At 48.3% G+C, this 21297-nt stretch carries 21 protein-coding genes and 1 pseudogene; 7 read left to right on the top strand and 15 right to left on the bottom strand.

The genetic code is table 11. The features are described from left to right. Positions 1-5: 5 nt before the first annotated feature. The gene (gene ftsA / locus C4B57_02490) at positions 6-1229 is read left to right on the top strand and encodes a cell division protein FtsA (protein PXF55512.1); all 1224 of its coding nucleotides are present in this window, start codon (positions 6-8) and stop codon (positions 1227-1229) included. Positions 1230-1252: 23 nt separating this feature from the next. After that, on the top strand, positions 1253-2428 hold the full coding sequence (locus C4B57_02485) for a cell division protein FtsZ (GenBank protein PXF55621.1): 1176 nt from the start codon (positions 1253-1255) through the stop codon (positions 2426-2428). Between the two features lie 22 nt (positions 2429-2450). Here C4B57_02485 and C4B57_02480 read toward each other — a convergent pair whose 3' ends face one another. The 6 genes from C4B57_02480 to tilS all read right to left on the bottom strand — a co-directional run bounded on the left by C4B57_02480 (position 2451) and on the right by tilS (position 10469). Beyond that, entirely contained in the window at positions 2451-3806 is a 1356-nt protein-coding gene (locus C4B57_02480) for a phosphoglucosamine mutase (GenBank protein PXF55511.1), read from the bottom strand. 90 nt (positions 3807-3896) lie between these two features. After that, a complete protein-coding gene (locus C4B57_02475; GenBank protein ID PXF55510.1) occupies positions 3897-4829 on the bottom strand; it encodes a hypothetical protein in 933 nt (310 codons plus the stop codon). 3 nt (positions 4830-4832) lie between these two features. Further along, entirely contained in the window at positions 4833-5630 is a 798-nt protein-coding gene (locus C4B57_02470; GenBank protein PXF55509.1) for a TIGR00159 family protein, read from the bottom strand. Between the two features lie 545 nt (positions 5631-6175). Then, positions 6176-7027 carry a dihydropteroate synthase gene (gene folP, locus C4B57_02465; GenBank protein ID PXF55508.1) on the bottom strand — a complete coding sequence of 284 codons (852 nt, stop codon included), beginning with the start codon at positions 7025-7027 and terminating at the stop codon, positions 6176-6178. A gap of 10 nt (positions 7028-7037) precedes the next feature. Continuing rightward, a complete protein-coding gene (locus tag C4B57_02460; GenBank protein PXF55507.1) occupies positions 7038-8861 on the bottom strand; it encodes a cell division protein FtsH in 1824 nt (607 codons plus the stop codon). Positions 8862-8978: 117 nt separating this feature from the next. Continuing rightward, the gene (gene tilS, locus C4B57_02455) at positions 8979-10469 is read right to left on the bottom strand and encodes a tRNA lysidine(34) synthetase TilS (GenBank protein ID PXF55506.1); all 1491 of its coding nucleotides are present in this window, start codon (positions 10467-10469) and stop codon (positions 8979-8981) included. 99 nt (positions 10470-10568) lie between these two features. On the opposite strand from tilS, the gene C4B57_02450 reads away from it, so the two are divergent. Further along, positions 10569-11006, top strand: a complete 438-nt coding sequence (locus C4B57_02450; GenBank protein ID PXF55505.1) for an IS200/IS605 family transposase — start codon at positions 10569-10571, stop codon at positions 11004-11006. Positions 11007-11294: 288 nt separating this feature from the next. Here C4B57_02450 and C4B57_02445 read toward each other — a convergent pair whose 3' ends face one another. The 3 genes from C4B57_02445 to C4B57_02435 all read right to left on the bottom strand — a co-directional run bounded on the left by C4B57_02445 (position 11295) and on the right by C4B57_02435 (position 14094). Then, positions 11295-13148: a bifunctional homocysteine S-methyltransferase/methylenetetrahydrofolate reductase gene (locus C4B57_02445; protein PXF55504.1), complete on the bottom strand. Its 1854-nt coding sequence runs from the start codon at positions 13146-13148 to the stop codon at positions 11295-11297. A gap of 357 nt (positions 13149-13505) precedes the next feature. Beyond that, positions 13506-13832 (bottom strand): type II toxin-antitoxin system PemK/MazF family toxin, encoded by a 327-nt coding sequence (locus C4B57_02440; GenBank protein ID PXF55620.1) that lies wholly within the window; start codon positions 13830-13832, stop codon positions 13506-13508. Beyond that, positions 13822-14094 (bottom strand): AbrB/MazE/SpoVT family DNA-binding domain-containing protein, encoded by a 273-nt coding sequence (locus C4B57_02435; GenBank protein ID PXF55503.1) that lies wholly within the window; start codon positions 14092-14094, stop codon positions 13822-13824. Before C4B57_02435 ends, C4B57_02440 begins: the two co-directional genes overlap by 11 nt. A 606-nt stretch (positions 14095-14700) precedes the next feature. Between C4B57_02435 and C4B57_02430 the strand changes: the two genes are divergently transcribed. Then, the gene (locus tag C4B57_02430) at positions 14701-14982 is read left to right on the top strand and encodes a hypothetical protein (GenBank protein PXF55502.1); all 282 of its coding nucleotides are present in this window, start codon (positions 14701-14703) and stop codon (positions 14980-14982) included. Positions 14983-15452: 470 nt separating this feature from the next. Here the strand turns inward: C4B57_02430 and C4B57_02425 are convergent. Both C4B57_02425 and C4B57_02420 read right to left on the bottom strand, forming a co-directional pair. Then, positions 15453-15710 (bottom strand): annotated as a pseudogene (locus tag C4B57_02425) (VapC toxin family PIN domain ribonuclease). Then, on the bottom strand, positions 15707-15856 hold the full coding sequence (locus tag C4B57_02420; GenBank protein PXF55501.1) for a DUF2191 domain-containing protein: 150 nt from the start codon (positions 15854-15856) through the stop codon (positions 15707-15709). Before C4B57_02420 ends, C4B57_02425 begins: the two are co-directional and overlap by 4 nt. On the opposite strand from C4B57_02420, the gene C4B57_02415 reads away from it, so the two are divergent. Continuing rightward, positions 15850-16155: a hypothetical protein gene (locus tag C4B57_02415; protein PXF55500.1), complete on the top strand. Its 306-nt coding sequence runs from the start codon at positions 15850-15852 to the stop codon at positions 16153-16155. The genes C4B57_02420 and C4B57_02415 overlap by 7 nt on opposite strands. An 80-nt stretch (positions 16156-16235) precedes the next feature. Here C4B57_02415 and C4B57_02410 read toward each other — a convergent pair whose 3' ends face one another. The 3 genes from C4B57_02410 to C4B57_02400 form a co-directional block, all read right to left on the bottom strand. Beyond that, a complete protein-coding gene (locus C4B57_02410; GenBank protein ID PXF55499.1) occupies positions 16236-16448 on the bottom strand; it encodes a hypothetical protein in 213 nt (70 codons plus the stop codon). Positions 16449-17152: 704 nt separating this feature from the next. Then, complete coding sequence (locus tag C4B57_02405) at positions 17153-17332, bottom strand: hypothetical protein (protein ID PXF55498.1); 180 nt, start codon at positions 17330-17332, stop codon at positions 17153-17155. Positions 17333-17683: 351 nt separating this feature from the next. Then, positions 17684-18895: an AAA family ATPase gene (locus tag C4B57_02400; GenBank protein PXF55497.1), complete on the bottom strand. Its 1212-nt coding sequence runs from the start codon at positions 18893-18895 to the stop codon at positions 17684-17686. Between the two features lie 488 nt (positions 18896-19383). Here C4B57_02400 and C4B57_02395 point away from each other — a divergent pair, with 488 nt between their 5' ends. Together C4B57_02395 and C4B57_02390 are read left to right on the top strand one after the other, a co-directional pair. Further along, positions 19384-19617, top strand: a complete 234-nt coding sequence (locus C4B57_02395; GenBank protein ID PXF55496.1) for an AbrB/MazE/SpoVT family DNA-binding domain-containing protein — start codon at positions 19384-19386, stop codon at positions 19615-19617. Beyond that, positions 19617-20021 carry a VapC toxin family PIN domain ribonuclease gene (locus tag C4B57_02390; protein ID PXF55495.1) on the top strand — a complete coding sequence of 135 codons (405 nt, stop codon included), beginning with the start codon at positions 19617-19619 and terminating at the stop codon, positions 20019-20021. Before C4B57_02395 ends, C4B57_02390 begins: the two co-directional genes overlap by 1 nt. 56 nt (positions 20022-20077) lie before the next feature. Here the strand turns inward: C4B57_02390 and C4B57_02385 are convergent, their stop codons facing one another. After that, positions 20078-20371 (bottom strand): hypothetical protein, encoded by a 294-nt coding sequence (locus C4B57_02385; GenBank protein PXF55619.1) that lies wholly within the window; start codon positions 20369-20371, stop codon positions 20078-20080. Between the last annotated feature and the right edge of the window lie 926 nt (positions 20372-21297).

The raw sequence follows: 21297 nt of genomic DNA, 5'->3' as shown, positions 1-21297 counted from the left end.
AGGAAATGGTCGAGAGGCCGGGTGACATAATCGTCGGTCTGGATATCGGCACCACTAAAATATGTGCGGTAGTGAGTGAATTCAACAGTAAGGGTGCTGATATTATAGGCGTGGGAACTCACCCTTCCGTAGGTCTCCGGAAGGGAGTGGTTGTCAATATAGACAACACCGTTGATTCCATACGGAGGGCTATGGAAGAGGCGGAGCTCATGGCCGGGTGCGAGATAGGCTCTGTGTTAATCGGCATTGCCGGCGGCCATATAAAAGGCTTCAATAGCCATGGGGTGATAGCTGTAAAGGGCCAGGAGGTCTCCCAGGAGGACGTTGACAGGGTCATAGATGCGGCAAGGGCGGTGGCCATACCCCTCGACAGGGAGGTTATTCATATTCTGCCTCAAGAGTATATGGTGGATGAGCAGAGAGGGATCCTGGATCCTGTCGGTATGACCGGGGTAAGGCTGGAAGCCAAGGTACATATAGTAACAGGAGCGGTTACGGCTGCCCAGAACCTTATCAAGTGCGCAAACAGGGCGGGACTCGATGTAGTTGACATAGTTTTTCAGCCCCTTGCCTCGGCCGAGGCCGTCCTAACCCAGGAAGAAAAGGACCTCGGGGTGGCCCTTGTGGACTTCGGGGGCGGCACCACGGATCTTGCCCTGTTTACTGATGGTGCAATAAAACACACGGCGGTGCTGGGACTTGGCGGTAACAACCTTACTAATGACATAGCAGTCGGGTTAAGGACGCCTGTCAAGGAGGCCGAACAAATAAAGACACGTCACGGCAGTTGCCTCAGTTCCCTTGTGGATAAAGACCAGATGATAGAAGTCCCCAGTGTGGGAGGGCGCAAACCCAGGCTTCTGTCCAGACACATATTGTCTGAGATACTTGAGCCCAGGGTGGAGGAGATTTTTACACTGATTGACCAGGAAATGGAACGGACGGGACTTAAAGAACTATTGGCCGGAGGAGTTGTTATAACCGGAGGCTCTGCCCTGCTGCCCGGAATTGCCGAGATCGCAGACCAGGTATTCCAGTTGCCGACGAGAATCGGTTTTCCGCAACGGATCTCCGGCCTGGTGGACGTGGTCAACGGACCCATGTTCGCTACTGCCGTGGGTCTTGTGCTCTTCGGCATGGAAAGTCAACCCAGAAAGAAATTCCGGATAAGGGATGGAAACATATTCAATCGGGTAACCCTTCGCATGAAGTCATGGTTCAAGATTTAAATATCAGTTGGAGGACCAAACATATGTCGTTTGAGTTTATAGAACCAAACCTCAGTGCAAAGATAAAGGCAATAGGAGTCGGAGGCGGAGGCGGAAACGCTATTAACAACATGATAGCCTCCGAACTCAAGGGGGTTGAATTTGTGGCTGCAAATACGGATTCCCAGGCCCTTGAAATGTCTTTGGCCTCTAATAAGATTCAACTGGGTAAAGGGCTCACCAGGGGACTCGGAGCAGGGGCAAAACCTGAAATCGGCAGGGAGGCCGCAGAAGAGAGCGTAGACGATATCCGGGCAATGCTGGAAGGAAGCGATATGGTCTTCATCACTGCCGGCATGGGCGGAGGCACCGGCACCGGAGGGGCCCCCGTCATTGCCGAAATCAGTAAGGAAATCGGCGCCCTTACAGTAGCGGTAGTGACAAAACCTTTTTCCTTTGAAGGAAATCGCAGGACGCAAGTTGCAGAAGAAGGGATAAAAGAATTAAAAGATGTTGTAGATACCATAATAACCATACCAAACGACCGTCTCAGAAGTCTTGCACAGCCTAACACCCCGATACTCGAGATGTTCCGAAAGGCAGACGAGGTCCTCTACTATGCAGTAAGAGGTATTTCAGACCTCATAGTCCTGAAGGGATATATAAACGTGGATTTTGCGGATGTTCGCACTGTCACGGCTGAAATGGGGATGGCCCTCATGGGTACCGGTGTTGCCAGGGGATCGCGCAGGGCACTGGAGGCAGTACAAATGGCCATAGCCAATCCATTGCTCGAAGACATCTCCATAAGCGGAGCCAGGGGCATACTGATCAATATCACTGCAAGCAGTTCTACCCTGAGTATGGAGGAGGTGGAGCAGTCATCATCCTTGATTCGTGACGAGGCCCATGAGGACGCCAATATCATCCTCGGTACCGTATTTGACGACGGCATAGACGAAGAGATCAGGATAACAGTCATAGCCACCGGCATAGGGACTGTTGCTCCATCCCTTGAAAAGCACATAGAATCCATAAAGAAAAAGAATAAAACTGTGAAACCGGATCGTGATCCGACGACCTGCATCCAAATGAATCACATATTGGAATCAGGCCTGAAAAAAAGGCCGAGAAAACAGATATCAAACTTTGAGGGCCTTGACAAGCTGGACGACAGTGAATTGGACATCCCTGCCTTTATCAGGCAAAAGGCGGACTGAGACTGAGGGCCTGTCAGGAATACTAAATACCGAAGACCGACTTAATATGATTACCCATCGTCAGGGCTATGGCGTGAATCTGCTCCTCTTTTTCACCTTCAACCATTATGCGTATAACCGGCTCAGTGCCGGAGGCCCTGACAAGTATTCTGCCTCTGCGTTTAAGATCTTTCTCTAACTGGTCCTTGAGTTCCTTGAGACCGGCAATTTCATCCACGTTCTTCTTTTCCCGCACGCGGACATTATGTAGTACCTGGGGAAAGGAATCCATTATGTCGGCAAGTCCTGAAAGGGGCCTTTCTTTCCTTTGCATGATAGCCAGAAGCTGCAGGGCAGCCAGGATGCCATCTCCTGTAGTTATATGATCCAGGAATATCAGGTGTCCTGACTGCTCACCACCGAAGTTGTAACCTGTCCTCCTCATGGTCTCCACTACGTAGCGGTCACCAACCTGCGTTCTGACCAGACGCCCGCCTTTATTCTCCAGGGCGACCTCAAGTCCTATATTGCTCATAACCGTCGCCACTACGGTATTAAAGTTGAGTCTGCCCCTGTCAATCATATCATAGGCGCATATTGCCATAAGGTGATCTCCATTGACCACTGAACCCTTTTCGTCAACTACTATTACACGATCACCATCACCGTCAAGAGCGATCCCGATATCGGCGTTGTGCTCGCCCACGGCCTTCTGTATGAGTTCAGGATAAATGGCTCCGCACCTGTAGTTAATATTGGTGCCGTTCGGGCTCACTCCCAATCTGATTACATCGGCCCCAAGCTCTTCAAAAACAGCAGGAGCCACCTTGTAGGTCGCACCATGTGCACAGTCCAGCACGACCTTAACGCCATCCAGGGCAAGATCCTTTGGAAACGTATTTTTCAGAAATACTATGTACCTGCCGGGGGCATCGTCAATGCGGAAGGCCTTGCCGACATTCTGTCCTGTCGGCTGGGATTTTATCAGGGCCTCAGAATCCATCAGTTCCTCTATTCGTTCCTCTAATTCATCGGGCAATTTAAAGCCCTCACCCGAAAAGAGTTTTATCCCATTATCCTGAAAGGGATTATGGGACGCTGATATAACTACCCCGGCATCAGCTCTCATATTGGCGGTAAGAAATGCAATGGCCGGAGTAGGCATGGGCCCCAGCAGCAAAACATCCACTCCCATTGAACATATTCCGGCTGCAAGCGCATTCTCCAGCATATAGCACGACAACCGGGTGTCCTTCCCTATAAGTATCCTGGGATGGCGCCCGCGACGATTTCTAAACATATAGGCTACGGCACGGCCGATCTTCATGGCAATATCAGTAGTCATGGGATGGATGTTAGCCATCCCGCGAATGCCGTCTGTGCCGAACAACTTGCGCATTTGATGACCTCCTGGATTCCTTCTATAATTCGACATTTAACAGTAAATATTCGGTGACCCGTTATATCCTGCCTTGAAGCGGTTTACATTTCACTTATTTATTTGCGAGCCCTTGGGAATATTCACTTTGATATTTCGAGGCGTTATTTCCATTAATGTGAATCCTTCAGGGACAATGCATTCAGGCTCCAACGAGTGGATGCCGGGCCCAAGACCCTTTATCGAAATCCTTACATGTATATCTTTGGCCTCGATTTCTCTGAGATCCAGTAAGGATCCCCGTAAAGTCACACTTACTATTCTGGGCCACCATGAAGCGCCTGCTTCGTTGTTTTCAATGTACACCGGTATATGAGTGATGCGCCTTATCCCATGGACAGGCACTATACGTACAGTGACTTTATATGTTGCCTTTTCTTCGAGCGACACATTAAGTCCCTGAAGATCCAGGCCTACCTTCCTGGTAATCTCATCCGAAGCCCCTTCAATATCCACTGGGAATGTCTTTACTTCTTTCATGGCCTTTATTACACTTTCAGGCCCTGAAAGGACTACCCTCGGAGGGGTTACATACGCGTCCAGCACTTTGTAATATTTGGCAGCCGTACCTTTTAGAACCGGTTTTACTGGAAAATCACTTAACACGAGAGGCTCCAGCATTATTTCAACATTGCTGGGCTGTATCCTGAGCGCCCTGACCGCACCGGGCAAAGAAAGGCTATCGGGTGATATATGGACAGTGATTTTGCCCGGTGTTGCGTCTTTAAGATCAATTACCTTCAAAATACCCTTGGCAGCCATGGTACGAATCAGGCTGCGGGGGCCATAGACCCTCACATTAATATTGGAAGGAATATCGTTTGCTATTACCAGGCCTGCGGGTATGTTTACTACTTCAAGCGGAATGGAGACGCTTACCTCGGCCTTTTCCCCTCCAACCACAAAGAACCAAAGCAGCAAAGCAAATGCCAATGAGAGGAGCTTGGGGACCCAATCTTTACGAAAAAGACCTCGCCGGTGCACAGACTAAGCTATCCTCCTTCGCCACCATGGTTTTTCAGTCTCTTCACCTGCAAAGGTGTTATGCAGGATACGTCTGAGCGTATCGGGATCTATGTCTCTGGTGATTTTCCCGGCAATGGCCACAGAGAGACTGCCGGTCTCTTCGGAAACCACCACTGCCACAGCATCAGTTTGCTCGGTTATGCCTATGGCCGCCCTGTGTCTTGTGCCCAGGCGCTTACTGATGTTCGGATTCATGCTCAAGGGCAGCACGCACCCAGCCACTGAAAGCCTGCCTTTCTGGATAATCACTGCGCCGTCATGCAACCGGGATCCCTTGTCAAATATTGTGCAGAGCAAGGCACGAGTTACCTGCCCGTCAATTACCACTCCTGATTCAAGATAGTCGTTTAGGCCTACATCCCTCTCAAGTACTATCAAGGCACCTGTACGGCTCTTTATTAAAGTAGAGACTGCCTTTGCAATCTCTTCAAGGGCCTGAAAGGTCTTGACCCGGAACTTCGGGAAAGGTGTCTGGCCCATCTGGGCCAGCGCTCTTCGGATATCGTCCTGAAATATTATAATGATGAGTAGAAACAGGGAACTAAGGACGGTTCCCAGCAGCCAGTGCAGGGTGAAGAGTTTCAACTCTCCGGCTGCAAAGTAAATCACTATAATAACAGCCAGCCCTGCCGCCATCTGTACAGCCCGTGTCCCTCTGATAAGAAGGATGACACGGTATATGATGTAGGAGACCACTAAAATGTCTACTACATCCTGCCATCGAATTATTGGTATATATGAGATGAGATTATTGAACATTAAAGATTACACTGTAAAGGGTCCTGGAACGGGATTTCGCTCAAAATATTCCAGATGTATATTTTTTTATAGATAATGTTGAATTTTGAAGTAAATATTCGCTGAACCCGTGACCCTACGTAACCGTTCACTGGCAGGGGATATTTCTTTTCACTTCACACTTCAGCCCCTTGTTTTCTTAAGGCTTTTGACATGGGGGATGTCCTGCCCCCTCTGCATTCGCCCTACGCTGCGCTTAAGGCGATGCAGTTTCCCCCACAGCAAAAGCCGAGAAAACTACGGGGGCTTCCGTTATAAACTGTTCAAAGAAATATCCCCTTCCTGTGAACGGTTGCCATCCGCGCCCTGCCGCAGGAGCGGTTTGCCTTTTGCAGGGTTTCGATCGCGGGCCGGATTGCACTGCCTCTCCGGTCCGCGATGAGTGAGCTTTGAAACCCGGAAAAAGGTAACCGCTTCAAGGCAGGATATAACGGGTTCACCGAATATTTACATTTTGAATTAAGGTTACCCCCCTTTATTAAATTCGAAATTCAACATTTATTTCATTAAAGACTCTCTCTGCAGATAGCATCAACTACCTGGAGCACCTGCCTGGTGAGGGCAACATTATGGACCCTTACCAGGTCCGCCCCTCTCATGGATGACGCCGCTACCGCACCCAGAGTGGCCACGTCACGCTCTTCCGCCTCTTTTATCCCTGTTATTGTCCCCAGAAATGCCTTGCGCGATACACCCACCACGACCGGCACTCCTAACTCGGTAAATTCCTGCAAATGATTAATTAAAACCAGGTTGTCATGAAAGTTTTTCCCAAACCCGATGCCTGGATCAATCAGTATCTTTTCCCTGGGTATGCCCTTGCTGTTTGCCCAGGTCACGCGTTTTTCCAAAAAGAGCTTGACTTCTCCGACTACATCCTCATAGCTGGGGTTTACCTGCATATATCTGGGGGTCCCCTTCATGTGCATAAGTATAACAGGGGCCTCAAGGGCGGATGCCACATCGGCCATCCTTGGATCAAAGCGCAGCGCACTGATATCGTTGATAATGTCGGCCCCCTCGCTGAGGGCGGCCTCGGCCATCTCGGCCTTCACGGTGTCAACGGATATCGGACAGTCACTGATTTTCCGTATTTCCCTTATGGCAGGTATTACCCGGCGCAATTCTTCTTCCAGGGTAACAGGCTCTGAGAAAGGCCGGGCAGACTCCCCTCCTATGTCCAGGATATCAGCCCCGGCGGCTATCAGGGAGGCGGCCTGCTGCTTAGCCCCTTCCGGGGAAGAGAATTTCCCGCCGTCTGAAAATGAATCAGGGGTCACGTTTATGACCCCCATGATATATGTACGAGAACCCCAGTGAAATGTATGCCCTTTTATAGCCAAACCGGGGAGGGACATCCTTGCAGTATCAGGCAGATGCCATTTGGATCCGAGTATTTTTTCTGCACTTACTCATTATCTGGTCGATACTCGATGCATCAAGGGCCTCATGTTCCAATAAGGCGTTGGCAATACCGTGAAGGCAATCGATATCCTCTTGAATTATCGACTTGGCCCGTTTGTATGAATCATGCACCATTTTCAGGATCTCTTTGTCTATTCTCCTGGCGGTTTCTTCGCTGTAGTCTTTAACCTGGCTGAAGTCCCTGCCGAGAAACGGGTGTTCTTCCTTCCTGCCGAATGCTATCGGACCAAGCCCGTCACTCATACCCCACTCACAGACCATCTTTCTCGCCAGATGCGAGGCCCTTTCAATGTCATTCCCGGCCCCGGTGGTAAATTCATTCATTATCAGCTCTTCTGCCACCCTGCCCCCCATGAGAATTGCAAGGTTGTTGAGAAGATACGACCTTGGATAGCTATGGCGCTCATCCTCAGGAAGCTGCTGGGTGAGCCCGAGGGTACGGCCCCTCGGTATAATGGTCACCTTGTGAATCGGGTCGGTGCCGGGGAGAATCTTTGCCACCAGTGTGTGTCCTGCTTCATGGTAGGCAGTTACGCGCTTTTCCTCATCCGAAATGATAAGGCTTTTTCTCTCGGTGCCCATGAGCACCTTGTCTTTGGCCTTCTCAAAGTCAGCCATGCTGACGGTCTCTTTGCTTTCTCTGGCTGCAAGAAGGGCCGCCTCGTTTACAAGATTTTCAAGATCGGCTCCGGAGAACCCTGGCGTGCCCCTGGCAATTAATGCCAGTTCGACATCGGGTCCGAGCGGAACGCCGTTCACGTGTACCTTCAATATATTTTCACGTCCCTTGAGATCGGGTACGGGGACAACTATCTGTCGATCGAAGCGGCCGGGTCTCAACAGGGCGGGGTCCAGTACGTCAGGCCTGTTGGTGGCTGCAACCAAAATAATCCCTCCGGTGCTCTCAAAACCGTCCATCTCCACCAGAAGCTGATTTAATGTCTGTTCCCTTTCGTCATGTCCGCCTCCCAGCCCGGTACCCCTGTGGCGTCCCACTGCATCCAGCTCGTCAATGAAGATAATGCATGGTGCGTTTTTCTTTGCCTGGACAAAAAGGTCTCTTACCCTGGAAGCACCCACACCGACAAACATTTCAACAAAGTCAGACCCGCTGATATTGAAAAACGGCACATCCGCCTCTCCGGCTATGGCCCGGGCCAGAAGGGTCTTCCCCGTACCGGGCGACCCGATCAGCAATACACCCTTTGGAATTCTGCCTCCGAGACGGGTGAACTTCTTGGGATCTTTCAGAAAATCGATTACTTCCTCCAGCTCCTCCTTGGCCTCTTCTATTCCTGCCACATCTTTAAATGTGACCTTGGTATTCTGATCGGTAACAATCTTTGCCTTGCTGCGGCCAAAGGACAGGGCACGGCCACCTCCTGTCTGCATCTGTCTCATAAAGAAAATCCATACACCAATGAGGAGCAACATCGGAAACCAGGAAATCAGCAATGTAAGATACCAGGGAGTTTCCTTGACAGGTTTTACCTGGATGGTAATGCCTTTTTCTTTCAACAGGCGCATCATATCCGGGTCCTGTGCGGGTATTATGGTAAAAAAAGATGTCTGGCTCTCAAGCATACCCTCAAGTCTATCTCCCTGGATGGCAACACCGGTCACCTCACCTTTTTCAACTTGTTTCAAAAAGTCGCTGTATGGGATCTCCTGTATTGATTTTTGGGGCTCGTTAAAGAGATTGAATATAAAGACCATCACAAGGCCGATAACAAGCCACAGGCTCAGGTTCCTGTAAAAGGTATTCAAAAATTTCCTCCGCTTATGATATTCTTTATATCGTTTAAAATATCATTTAAACATAAATCAAAAATTATAATAAATCAAAATAACGCAATTAATACAATAATTATTTTATATGAGCCCTCACTTTATCCACTGAAGTGAGAGCGCCCTTTTGCTCGTCTGGAGAAGCCTGTATGGATGAGCTATTTCAACCCCCACTATTGCCACTACCTCCTTTCCTCTGGCGAGCAATGGCAAAGAATCCCTGATCCCTTTGGGGACCTTGCTTGAGATCAGGAATTTCTTGAGCTTAAAAGGTCCCCTGGCGCCCAGGGGCCAAAAAATTTCTCCGGGCCTTCTTGTCCTGAGATCCAGAGGGAAACCGACGGCCTCAGGATTTAACCACAGCGGGCTGAAATAGTCCCTTCGATTTCGGGACCTGTAGTTATCAGTGACATCCGAGAGCGAAATTTCAACGTATCCCTTTCCATGAGGAGCAGGCCAACGTCCAGGCCCGGTAACTCTTATAGAACGCTCCCTGTTATTCGAATTAAAAAACCGTTCTTCCCGGCCGCCGGCAGAAATAAAAAGCTCATCATAGCACCTGCAGGCCAGTACACCTCCTGGCAGCCTGCATGAGGCGCAAGGGTCTTTAGACGCAACGGCTAACTTATCCATCGCCAAGAGATGAGCGGCTGTCACCCTGCCGTTGAACAGCTTTAAGTTCCTCAGAGCCATTCTGTAAATCCTGCGGCGAATCGGCCCCGGATGCCTTTTAATCTTTTTTACACTGAAGGCCGGTTCTCCATCCAGGCCGGGATATGACAATGAATCCCGATATGCCTTTTCTGCGATATTCTCTAATAACAGGTGGTCTTCTGCCAGCATCTCTGCCGTACGATTGACAGTACGCACGATCGCCGGGTTGAAGCTCTCGCATAGAAGCGGCAGAAGGTCTCTGCGAATGCGATTGCGCAGATACGCCCTGCTGTTATTGGATCGATCTGTTACGAACGGGATGCCATGAGCTTTGAGATGATCCAGTATCTGCTGCCTGGTTACACCCAGCAGCGGACGTACTATGTGGCTGTCTCTCACCCACGGAATTCCGCTGAGTCCCGGAAGGCCTGCACCTCTGATTAACCGCAGCAGCACTTCTTCTGCCTGGTCGTCAGCGGTATGTGCCGTGGCAATATGTGTGCTCCCGGTATCGGAGCGCACACGTTCCAGAAATTCATACCTGAGGATCCGGGCGGCCTCCTGAATTCCTGTGCCTTCTCTGCTGGCAAAGGCCCTGACATTGCCGTGCTCGAGGGAGAAACCAAGCCCGAAATCGCGAGCCAGCTTCTCGACAAAACGGGCATCGTCTCTGGATTCCCGGCCCCTGAGGCCGTGCTCAAAATGGGCTACTTCAAGGCCGAGCCTCCACCGGCTGCTCAATAAATACAGGATGTGCAGCAGGCAGACCGAATCCGGCCCGCCTGAAACCGCAACTACTACCCTTGTCCCGGGCCCAAAGAGATTCTTGCGCCTGATAGTCAGCCTGACCAGTGAGACAAGAGATGAAATCCCGGATGACGAATGGACCTTTTGCCCCTCGGATTTTAACAAGACCGGCCTTTTCCCATACATTTATTTTTCCATGCGCCAGGTCTAAAACCTTCGCCTTTCAGGCGAAAGGCTTCAGCAGTTAAGGGATCGTGGTAAACTTGCTCATGGGAGGTTATCGCCATAAGCAAAGAATATCGCAAGGGGCCTCACACGATCTATGATATCCAGTATCATTTCGTATGGGTTACGAAATATCGTTATCATGTTTTGAAAGGAGAAGTGGCTTTTAGAACCAGGGAGATAATCCGTCAGACTTGTGAGGCCCGCAATATTACAATTCTTAATGGTCATGTTAGCAGGGATCATGTTCATCTGCATGTTTCATGTCCTCCAGAACTTGCTCCGAGCAAGATAGTTCAATATGTGAAAGGACGAAGTTCTCGACTGATTCAGCAAGAATTTCCGCATTTGCGTAAGAGATATTGGGGAAGGCATCTTTGGGCTCGCGGCTATTTTTGTGCAACAGTTGGGAATGTTACAGAAAAAATGATAGCCGCTTATATTGCAAGCCAAGAAAAGGCGAGCCCTAAAGAGGCCTTCACTATTGCTAATGACTAAAGATTGAACCATGTTAGACTTTCAGTCGTATAAGAAATCTACCTGCTTTCAGCAGGTAGTGGTTTAATCAGAGTTACCAAGATAACCGCAATCTTTTGTTGATAATACCTCATTTGCGGTGCTGTTTCAATTTCATGGACCGCCTGTGTGCTGCACATAGACAGAGTAAACGTTCACGGAAGGTTGAGATTGGAAATTGGAAAATAGAAATTGGAAATTTGGCCTTCATGCTTTTGTTTCGTTCTAATTTCTAATTTCAAGTTTCAAGCCGGGAGCGGCGCCCCTGTGTCAGTGCCCGGAGGCCCTTACTTCCTTGACCAGCGTCAGCGGGATCTCCCATTTGTTGAGAGGACTGATCAGATAGAGTCCGTCAGCGAACGGAGTGATGTCGGCAATCAGCTTTCTGGTGAGGTCCAGGGCCGCCTTGCGCTGGTCCTCGACCTTTTCGTACTTCCACAGATGCTTTCGAACCTCCGTGGGAATTGAAATACCCGGGATTTCGTTGTGCAGAAAGTCCGCATTCCTGGCGGATATCAGAGGAAAAATACCTGTGAAAATCAAGAGGTCCAGGTGTTGCGTCTGTTCCATCATGGATTCCACGACATCCCGGTCAAAAATCGGCTGAGTCATTGCAAAATGTGCACCCAGATCGACCTTTCGTTCCAATCTGCTGATTTGCAGATCAGGATTTGCAGGGTGATAGCTGAAGGCCACACCAATAGAAAAATTGGTCCGCTTTTTCATTGAGGCACCTGCCATGTTCAGTCCACGGTTGAACCGGCTTATCATCTGCACCAGGCCAAAGGAGCGGACATCAAACACGCCGCTTACTCCGGGCTGATCCGTGGATGTGGCCGGATCTCCGGTGACAGCCAGAATGGCTTCCAGCCCGAGGATGTGGGCTCCCATGATCTGTGCCTGGAGACCCAAGGCATTGCGATCCCGGCAAGTCAGGTGCAGCACTGTCTGGATCCCGGTTTCCTCCCTTATCCTGTGCGCGAGAGACAGATTGTCCGCCCGGAGAACGGCCAGGGGATGTTCGGCAAGGGTGATGGCATCTGCACCGGCCTCGACCAGGGCACGTGCGCCCGTGAGAATTCCTTCTATATCCAGATGCCTGGGAGGATCCACTTCCACAAGCACAGGGATGCGGCCTGGTCTCAGGCTCTCGATCATTCCGCCCCTGCCGATCGAGTCCTTTCTGTCTTCGGGCAAATCAGAGGATTTTTCAACAGCGGCTGCGACCGATACGGCTTTGTGTCTCTTGAGGCGGAGGTGCTTTCTGAATTCACGGATATGGTCCGGCGTAGTGCCGCAGCATCCGCCGATCAACCTGACCCCGAGCTTGACCATTTCTGTCACCTTCTCAGCCATATAGGACGGCGGTGTCGAATATACCATGCGGTGTTCCACGACTTCAGGGAGCCCGGCATTGGGGAACGCCGAAAGGAAAACTTCATCTTTGAGGGAAGACAGCCGCTCAACTGCCGATAGCATGGCCTTGACTCCCCGTCCGCAATTGGTGCCAACGACTGTGGCTCCTGCAGCGGCTGTCGCCCTTCCGCAGGCCAGGGCGTCCAGGCCGATGGCTGTCCGCCCGTTGAACGGGTAGACCATCTGGGCCACAACCGGGATATCGGGCGCAATCTTTTTTGCTGCTTCAATGGCCAAAAGCAGCTCGTCCAGGTAGGTAAAGGTCTCGATAATGAAAAGATCCACCCCGCCTTCAAGCAGGGCAGTCATCTGTTCGACAAAGGCCTTCTGCACCGTGCCGGATTCAGTCTCATCACTCTCAAGCGGGAACTTTACACCTGTAGGGCCGATGGATCCGGCCACAAAGATTTCATCTCCTGCAGCCCGGCATGCCAGCTCAGCCCCCCTGAGGTTGATTTCCCGCACCCTGTGCTCCCGGCCGACCTTGAGCATTTTGAAACGATTGGCGCCAAAGGTGTTGGTCTCAATGAGCTCGCTCCCGGCCCGGATGTATTCTTCATGAATGGAATAGACCAGGTCCGGATCGCTGATGTTGAGCAAATCGGTATTCTTTGCGAGGTCCACTCCTTTTTCAAAGAGATAGGTCCCAAAGGCGCCGTCCCCCAACACGACTTTCTCTTTAAGGTGTTCTGCGAAGTTATCTTTCATAGCATAGGCCTGCCTATGTCTCCATCACCCATGAGACATGGATGATTTTCCTGCCTGCCAGCTGGTTTGTCAATCCCCTCCTCCCTATACATGACGACATAGACTCAGATTATGCAGCAGCCAAGTTTGCCGAAGATGCAAGGCGAAGGGCACGTAGACGTACTCCCTGAGAAAGGCAAAAAGCCCGATTCCTCTCTTTAGGGGAAGAACCTCTCCTTAGATACAGCAAAAGTGGCAGGGGCGGGGTCGACAACAAACAAAATCCCTTAAATCCTGTCCGGCATGAGAAGTGATCAGTGCCACATTTGATTCAGGGGGTTGAAGGATAGACGGGTTTCAGAAAAGATAAAAGGAAGGCTATTCGCCATACATATCAGTTATCAGCATACGTAATTGAGCAGCTTCGGTCTCTGATAACTTATTAATTTTATTTTTTAATCGTAGTTTGCTGATAGTGCGTATTTGGTCAACTGCTATTTCAGCATTTTTATTCGAGCATTTTATCTGAAGGCGGGTTCTCCATTGTGGATGCAGCCTTGAGGTTAAGGGACATATGACAACGGTTTCTAGATATTTATTCATTTCATCTTGGCTAATTATGACAACGGGACGTACTTTTTTAATTTCGCTTCCTATAGTGGGATTGAGATCAGCGAAATATATTTCATATCTTTTAATATCCAAAGCCTTCATCCTCCAATCCGTCAAGAAGCGTTGTATCAAAATCGCCCCAATCTTCTTTTTCATCAGCCATGGCTTTATATGTATCCTCCCAAGAAAGTTTATTTTCATCTTTCTTTCGAAGAAGCAGTCCCCTATCTGTTTCTTCAAGCAAAAGGGAATTATTAAGGCCATATTTTTGAAGGAGTACCTTGGGTATGCGAACTCCTTTTGAATTTCCAATAGGGATCAATTTAATATCCCTTGCACGTATCCGTTTTTCCATGGTTATTGCTCCTTGAATTATTACTTATTTTGTAATTATTGTAATTACCTTTGTTTTAAAGTCAAGCGTAAAAAATCAATGTATTTTTCACATCTGCCAAGCAGTCTCAATCCCTTCTTAATCAGGTCTCAGCTTAGAACGTCTCGAAATGGCAACTGAAAATTGACCCACCCATGGGTTAAAAAAGTGGCTATATCCGGATTTCCCAAACGTCCATTTCCTTGTATATACCATCGTTTCAGGGGATAGCATCATTTCACATGGTTATAAAACAGGCCGGGATCTGCGCTGGAATACCAAGGTCGCCCACCATGAGAAAAATGATGTCAGAAAAGGCATTCGATGTATGAAAAAATGCTGATAGCATGGACGTTGAATCCGTCAAGGCCAAGCCCTTCGGGTGCTCCACTCCGTTACGCAGCCTTGACAAATTCACCTTACCATGCTGAACCTGAAGGTGCCGACGGCGAGAGAACGCCGACTTTTTACCTCTGGCTCAAGAACTATTATGGGGCGAAATCATTCCCCAAAAATCGTTGAGAGATTCGGATTGACCCAATAAATGTTTGCTATCGGTTATCTCTTTCATGACAATAAGGAGAGGACATGGCCAGATTCAGACTAAAAGGCAAGGTAGTTCGCTTTGATAAAAAGTCAGACAAGAAGCTGGCAATGGTAGTCATGAAAGACTCGGAGAATCAGAGACACATTCCGGTCTGGACCCCAATGTTCAGCGACAAGGTCTCCCTTTTTGAATTCCTTGAGGCATGGGAAAATAATACACAAGTCCAGGTGGAGGGCTGGCTAAACATCCAGCCGGATGGAAGAATCATGCTGCGGGCATATCGGGTAGACATCGAAAGCCATTTTCCTCATTTTGTTGACTGAGTATTTTTTGCCTTGGTTTTTTCTTGGTTCCGTCTTGGTTACCAACATCATGCCTGCCTGTGCGTCGCACATGTCTGCGTGCGGCCACGCACAGGCAGGCGCAGACAGGCGTTTTGGCCGCACCACGAGTACATGCCCACCGAAAATTTATCAATACTCAACAAAGTTCGTTTTCCGCATACACAAACGGTGGCCAAATGCGCTTTTCACCAAATATGCGCGTTTTTTGAGGACCGTTAACATGAGGGACAGAACCAGCGTTCCCTGCAGGAAAAGGCTAAAAGATATTATTCTGCTACAAAATGATGAAAATGTTCGTTCAGAAGCTGCCATAATGCTGACTCATGAGTCCTGCGCGGATGATAAGCCGCTGCTTCGTCTGCCCAGTGCATATATGCTGTCTCCTATGCCTTGACAGGAACAGCATATTTCGTGCCTCTGGCCGACTAAAAAGCAATTTCTTATCACCCTTTTCGAAGGAGTCGGTAATTTTGGGCACTTTTAATGGCGACGTTGCATCCACCGATTTGACGAAACGGAAGACCACTGAGGAAGTTCTTGGCTATTTCGTAATCTTTATTAGATCTGAAACCCTGAAGGACCTCTGTGAGAATTAAATCACCGATGACGACGGGTACATTTGAAAGGTAATTGTCAAGAAGGTCTGTTTGCCATGTGGAAATACCGTTGAAATAATTGACCCATACGGATGAGTCGACCGAAATCACTGGTCTAACCTCATTGCATCAAGGTCACCATCCCATTTCAATTTTCCACGTAAGCTTTTGATCCGTTCTTGTTTTTTAATTTGAACCAATAATTTAAGCCCTGTCTCAACAACAGCTTTTTTGGTTTTTAGCTGGCTGAGTGTCATGGCTGAGAAAAAGGCAGGATTTTGTCAACTATGGTTTTGTACTGGATTACATGGGTGGGGACAATTCTAAAGGCAGGAAAAAATACGGTACGTTTGTGGCCAGGGGCTTGATGCAAGACTTGGACAATCCGTTGGAGTTGGGAAAAGGAAGCGGCATTGTTGGAGATGAAGGGTTTATCCAGTGGGTCAAGTACAAGTTCGTGAGGAAGAAGAAGGGCAAAAGGGGGCAACCTGCATTAAGAGAGTTGAAGAAAGTTTTCTCTCCTGAAGAACTGATGGGTCATTTTTTTTTCGACTGAGCGGAGAACGTAAGGAAGATGTTTGACCAGCGACGATCTCGGGTGAATATCTACCGATCCGGCCAAGTTTTTCAAGGGATTCACGTGCCTTTTTTAAACGATATTTTCCCCAGTCTGAACAGTTCCACGACGATTCCAGGAGTGATTATAAAAGGCAGGCCAAGGAATCTTGCGGCCTTGATGGCCTTGCCGTCATCCGTGGCAAGCACTGCCCTGTTCTGTCCAGCAGCCAGCAGCAGGGCATCTCTTTCCCCCTGTGAAGCGACAGGGGCAAGGTCGCCACATCCGGACATGGTGTGGGGTCATGACTTTATTGCCCCTTCTGATGCCAGCCTGGAAATCAGGGCGGCATCAGGATAGGCCCTGACCAGATCCTGTGAGGCCACTTCATCCATTACGGCTTCCGCCACAACAGCATCAAACAGCCCGCGCACAATCTCCAGCAATCAGCATTTTGCCAATAAAATAAGCGCGCTGCCGTCAAATACTATAACTCCCCTCAGTCCCATATACTTCCTTATGCGTACAAAGTTTAACAAAAGTGTGTACCACATAATCCTGGCTGTCAAGCAGGAAACAGACCTGGAATCCTCCATCTTCATAGCGCCTTTTCTGTCCCGTCAAAACAGATCAGGCAGGGCGAAAAAAAAGCAAAAATACGAAAAAATTAGTACTTTTTTCGTATTGATATCTGTGATTAAAGATAGATTATGTTGGAAAACAACAGAATAATAGGGGGATAAGCCTCTTTCGCCCGTAACGCTACTCATTGACAAGGAGATAAGAAAAATGGGAATAAGGAAACGTCTGGTCCCGGCTTGTCCGGGTATAGAACCAATGTCCAATTTCTAATTTCTATTTTCATCCATAAACCGCCTCAATCCCTTCTTAATCAGGTCTCTGCTTAGAACTATCCGCTTCTCCTCCTTCTACCTACAGTAATTCACACCACCGACTAAACGAAACCACGAATTACACGAATAATTTAGAGAATGGTTCAGGGTCTGGGTTCTCGCAGCTCCATTGCTGCCGTTGCTATCTCAAACTCTTCGCCAGGGATCTCTTTGATATGGCCTTGTTCCCAGATGACAACCGGAGTACCGGTTTGTCTGGCGCGTTGGATTATTTTCTTTGCTGCCTGTCGGAAAGCCGCATCGGCTTTAGATGATAACGGCATTCCATTCAAGGTTTTCTTATTCGTGTCATTCGTGGTTTACTCTGCTTTCTTCCCTGTCACGACTTTCACTTCCGCCAGGAGATCCCCGAATTTGCCATAGTTGACTTTCACGCCATCGTCCAGGTCGAGGCTGATCCTCTTGTCATCGTAGTGACCAGCTTTTCATCAAAACTCATTGTCCAGGGGGACTCCCTTCAGTTTTGCAGGTTTCAGTTTGAGGTTCCATGGATCCACCACAACGCTCAATTCCTCACAATCTTCATCTATCTTCGACCTTCTTGCCATCATGAACCGGCTCTAAAATACTTAGAAACTGTAAAACCAAAGATCGTCCCTTGGTTCTCTTTTCACTCAATACAGGAATCCGAACAGCCACAATGGAATTACGTTGCCGAAACCGACTTCAATTTCATCCCTCACCACAAAACCATTATCAGCATCCTTAACCTGACTTTTCCCCTTGGTTCTTCCGCCGATTTCAAACAGATATTTCCCTTCCACCAGGAAATCGCCACGGCTCGGGATGCGGACATTCGCGCCTGCGCTTTTCAGTTGATGGGCAAAAAAGGTTTCGCGCGCAGTGCCTGCCTGATCCTTTCCGCCAAGTTGTCCGGCCACCCCCCTTAGCAGGTTCGTGTTTTCCATATATATCTTAGAAGGCTTTCGCACGAGTCGGTAGCCTGTCTCCGAGGAAAAAAATCCGGAAAGTAGTTCGGCTCGCTCCAGGGAATCGAGATAGTTATAAACGTATTCCTTAGAGATTTTCAGGTTCCTGGACATTCTTTCAATATTAGGTGTGAACGGCTGCGATGTCGCTACCAGCCATAACATGCGTTTCAGCACGGGCACATTTGCCGTCTTAATGGCTATGGCTGCCGGAATATCTTCATAGAGCACTTTCTCCAGGACGTTCAAAAGCCTGGGAAGATAGTCATCTATCCCCTCCAGGAAGAAGGGATAGACCCCGTGATCGAGATAGTCATTGAAGTGTCCAAGGATCGGCCCTGCCTTCAAAAGTTTCGAGGCTACTATCGTATGGTTTTGTAAGAGTTCCGGCAGGGAAACCGCCTGAAATTCCAATCCATGGGCAAAGGATAGATATTCACGAAAAGAAAGCCCTGGAAGGTTGTAAAAGACAGCCCGCCTGGAAAGGTCTGCTTTTCCTTTTTGCAGAGCAAGAGTGGAACTTCCTGAAAAAAATATCTTTGCGGTTGGGAAGGAGTCGTACAGATTCTTTACTTCCTGCGACCAGTTGGCGTATTTGTGGATCTCATCTATCATAATAGTCTCTCCGCCAAGGCGGAAGAAATGGGAGGCGATTTCATAAAGGCCGCTTGCTTGCAGCCGGATATGGTCGGCAGAAACATACAAAAGGCGCTGGTCTTGTTCGGCCTCGGCCAGATGCTGAAGGAGTAAGGTTGTCTTCCCTGTCCCCCTGGCTCCGACAATGCCCAGCAGGCGGCTGTTCCAGTCAACATTTTCCCTGAGAAAGCGACTGTGTGACCGGGAAACCCGGCCGAGCAAGCTTGCCTGGATGCTGAAAAATTCGCTTAGATCTAACATTCCCTTATGTCAACCGTACTGAACGATTTATGACTATTTTCGTACAATATACTTTACGATATTCCTCAATAAGTGTCAAGCATATTTAACGCTTCTCTTTATTTTCGGCGAGAAACCCCTATCATGGACGTGGAGACATAAGACCTCGTTAGGGGCAATAACCGGAAAAGGAATGATCGGTTAGGCTCATAAAGAATATCCTACCGCTTTTTTCTTAAGAGGGTGTTTTCGGCCCCCAAAAGGCCATTTAAGGCCGTAATCAGCACAGATTATGACACCGTTTCCTTTGCTCCTGGTAATTCAATAAAGCCGGAAACCGGCGCATTCTTAAATGTGGCTTGTTAAGAGTATTATTCGCCCGTCTCTTTTTCTTCTCTGATGTTCCTGAACGAAAGACTTGGTATATATCTTTGCAATATGCTCATTATGGGATATATTATTGTCATATATCAATCTTATCAATCTAGGACTGAAAAGGATTTATATACATGGAAAAAACAACAGCAAAGGTGTTTGTGAGCGGAAGGAGTCAGGCCGTCCGTATTCCAAAGAAGTTCCGTTTTAATACCAACGAAGTTTTTGTTGAGCGGGAAGGAGATCGTATAGTCCTCACACCCAAGCCAAAGTCTTGGGATCAATATTTTGCCAGAGGAAAGCCTTTTAGTGATGACTTTCCAGATCATATTGAAGATTTATTGCCTGAAGAACGTGAGGGGTTTTGATGAAGTACCTGCTGGATACAAACGTTTGTATTGCCATTATCAAGAAGCGCCCTGAAGAAGTAAAGGCAAAACTCTTGAAAATCCCAATCGGAGAAACTGGGATATCGAGTATCGTGCTGGCGGAACTGTGGTATGGAATCAGACTGTCCAGGAAGCGCGAACATAACGAGGCTGCGTTAAATGAATTTCTCGAGTATGTGACTGTATTGGACTGGCCGGAACAGGCCGCACCTGAATATGGAATGATTCGTGCGCATCTCAAGAAAAAAGGAACTCTTATCGGGGCCAACGATCTTCTGATCGCTGCTCATGCATTGGCGCTGGATGCAGTATTGGTTACGGATAATGTTAGGGAATTTGAGCGTATACCAGGCCTAAAAATGGAGAATTGGATCTCTCATTAGAAGAGAATTTGCGAGGGAAATTGTCCCTGATAAATGGCAAAACACTTTTGCGTCTCTCAGACATAAGCTATTGTCTCCATCACGTAAGGTTTTATAAAGGGCTTTAAGGCATCTTCTGTCACAAGATCGACTTTAGTCCCGAGCTTTTCTGAAAGATAATCCTCAAGCTCAATAAATTTGAAAAAGCCAACAGGTCTTCTAAGTTCGACAAGCAGATCTATATCGCTTTTCAGGGTTGGCTGCCCCCCTGAATACGAGCCAAATAGACCGCAACTTACCACGCCATATTTAGTCCTAAGAAAAGGTATCTCGTGACTGAGAATTTTCAGTATTTCTTCTTTGGTTTTCATGCTGCATCCTCCCCGATACCTATTTCCCGATAGGAGATAGCCATGAAGCGATCTTGCGGATAATCCACGCCGCTGGGTGTGCCGTCTATTTTCTATCCCTAATGCCAGGGTCCCACCATCGGCATCGGCCATGGCCGCAAGGGTCTTGGAAACATCGCGGGCTACGCTTCGAGCATCTCTGCGCTTTGGTCGTTTGCCTGAGCGATCACAACAGCACTTCCGTTCAAAGAACTGTCCTTCCCTCTGCGTTGTCAGCCACTTCCAGTCTTGGGTATTCACACTTCCCTCACTTTGAAGAATTGTCCCCCGGTTTTCCTTTTAAAACTGAGAACCAAAGCAATGATCAGTTAGGCTCATAGAGAATATCCTACCGCTTTCTTAAGAGAGTATTTTCAGCCCCAGAAAGGCCGTTTAAGGCCGTAATCAGCACAGATTACGACCGTTTCTTCCAGTATCAGCTAATTGGCTTGGCCAGACCCCAGATCAAAAACAATGAAAATACGTAAGGTCAAGGGGAAAAATTCTGTCTCGATTCCTTCTTAATCAGGTCTCCACCTGGAACTCCCCGTTCCGCCTCCTTCTATCTATGATAATTCAACAAATTTTACGAAGTCCCACAGATCCCTTGACTCTGTCCGCCTGGTGTCGCCATATTTTCCAAATCCACCGTCCATGGACACTTTCTTGAAAATCTCGCATCAGAGTTATTCAATTTAGTCAATTACGTTATATATTAACTCAGATAGAGAATATACCTCAAAAGCATATCATATATATCAGAAAAGAAATAGACTACCAAAAAAGAAACCTCCTGTTAAGATATATATAGGCACCAACCAAATAAAATCTCAAACAGGAGGCTTCAGTATGGATGACAGAGAGATTATCAGGCTTGAGCAGTTTCGTCAATTAAAGAAAGAGATCAG

The organism is Deltaproteobacteria bacterium (assembly GCA_003194485.1).
GTDB lineage: Bacteria > Desulfobacterota > Dissulfuribacteria > Dissulfuribacterales > UBA3076 > UBA3076.
This window is presented reverse-complemented; position numbering and strand designations above follow the sequence as displayed.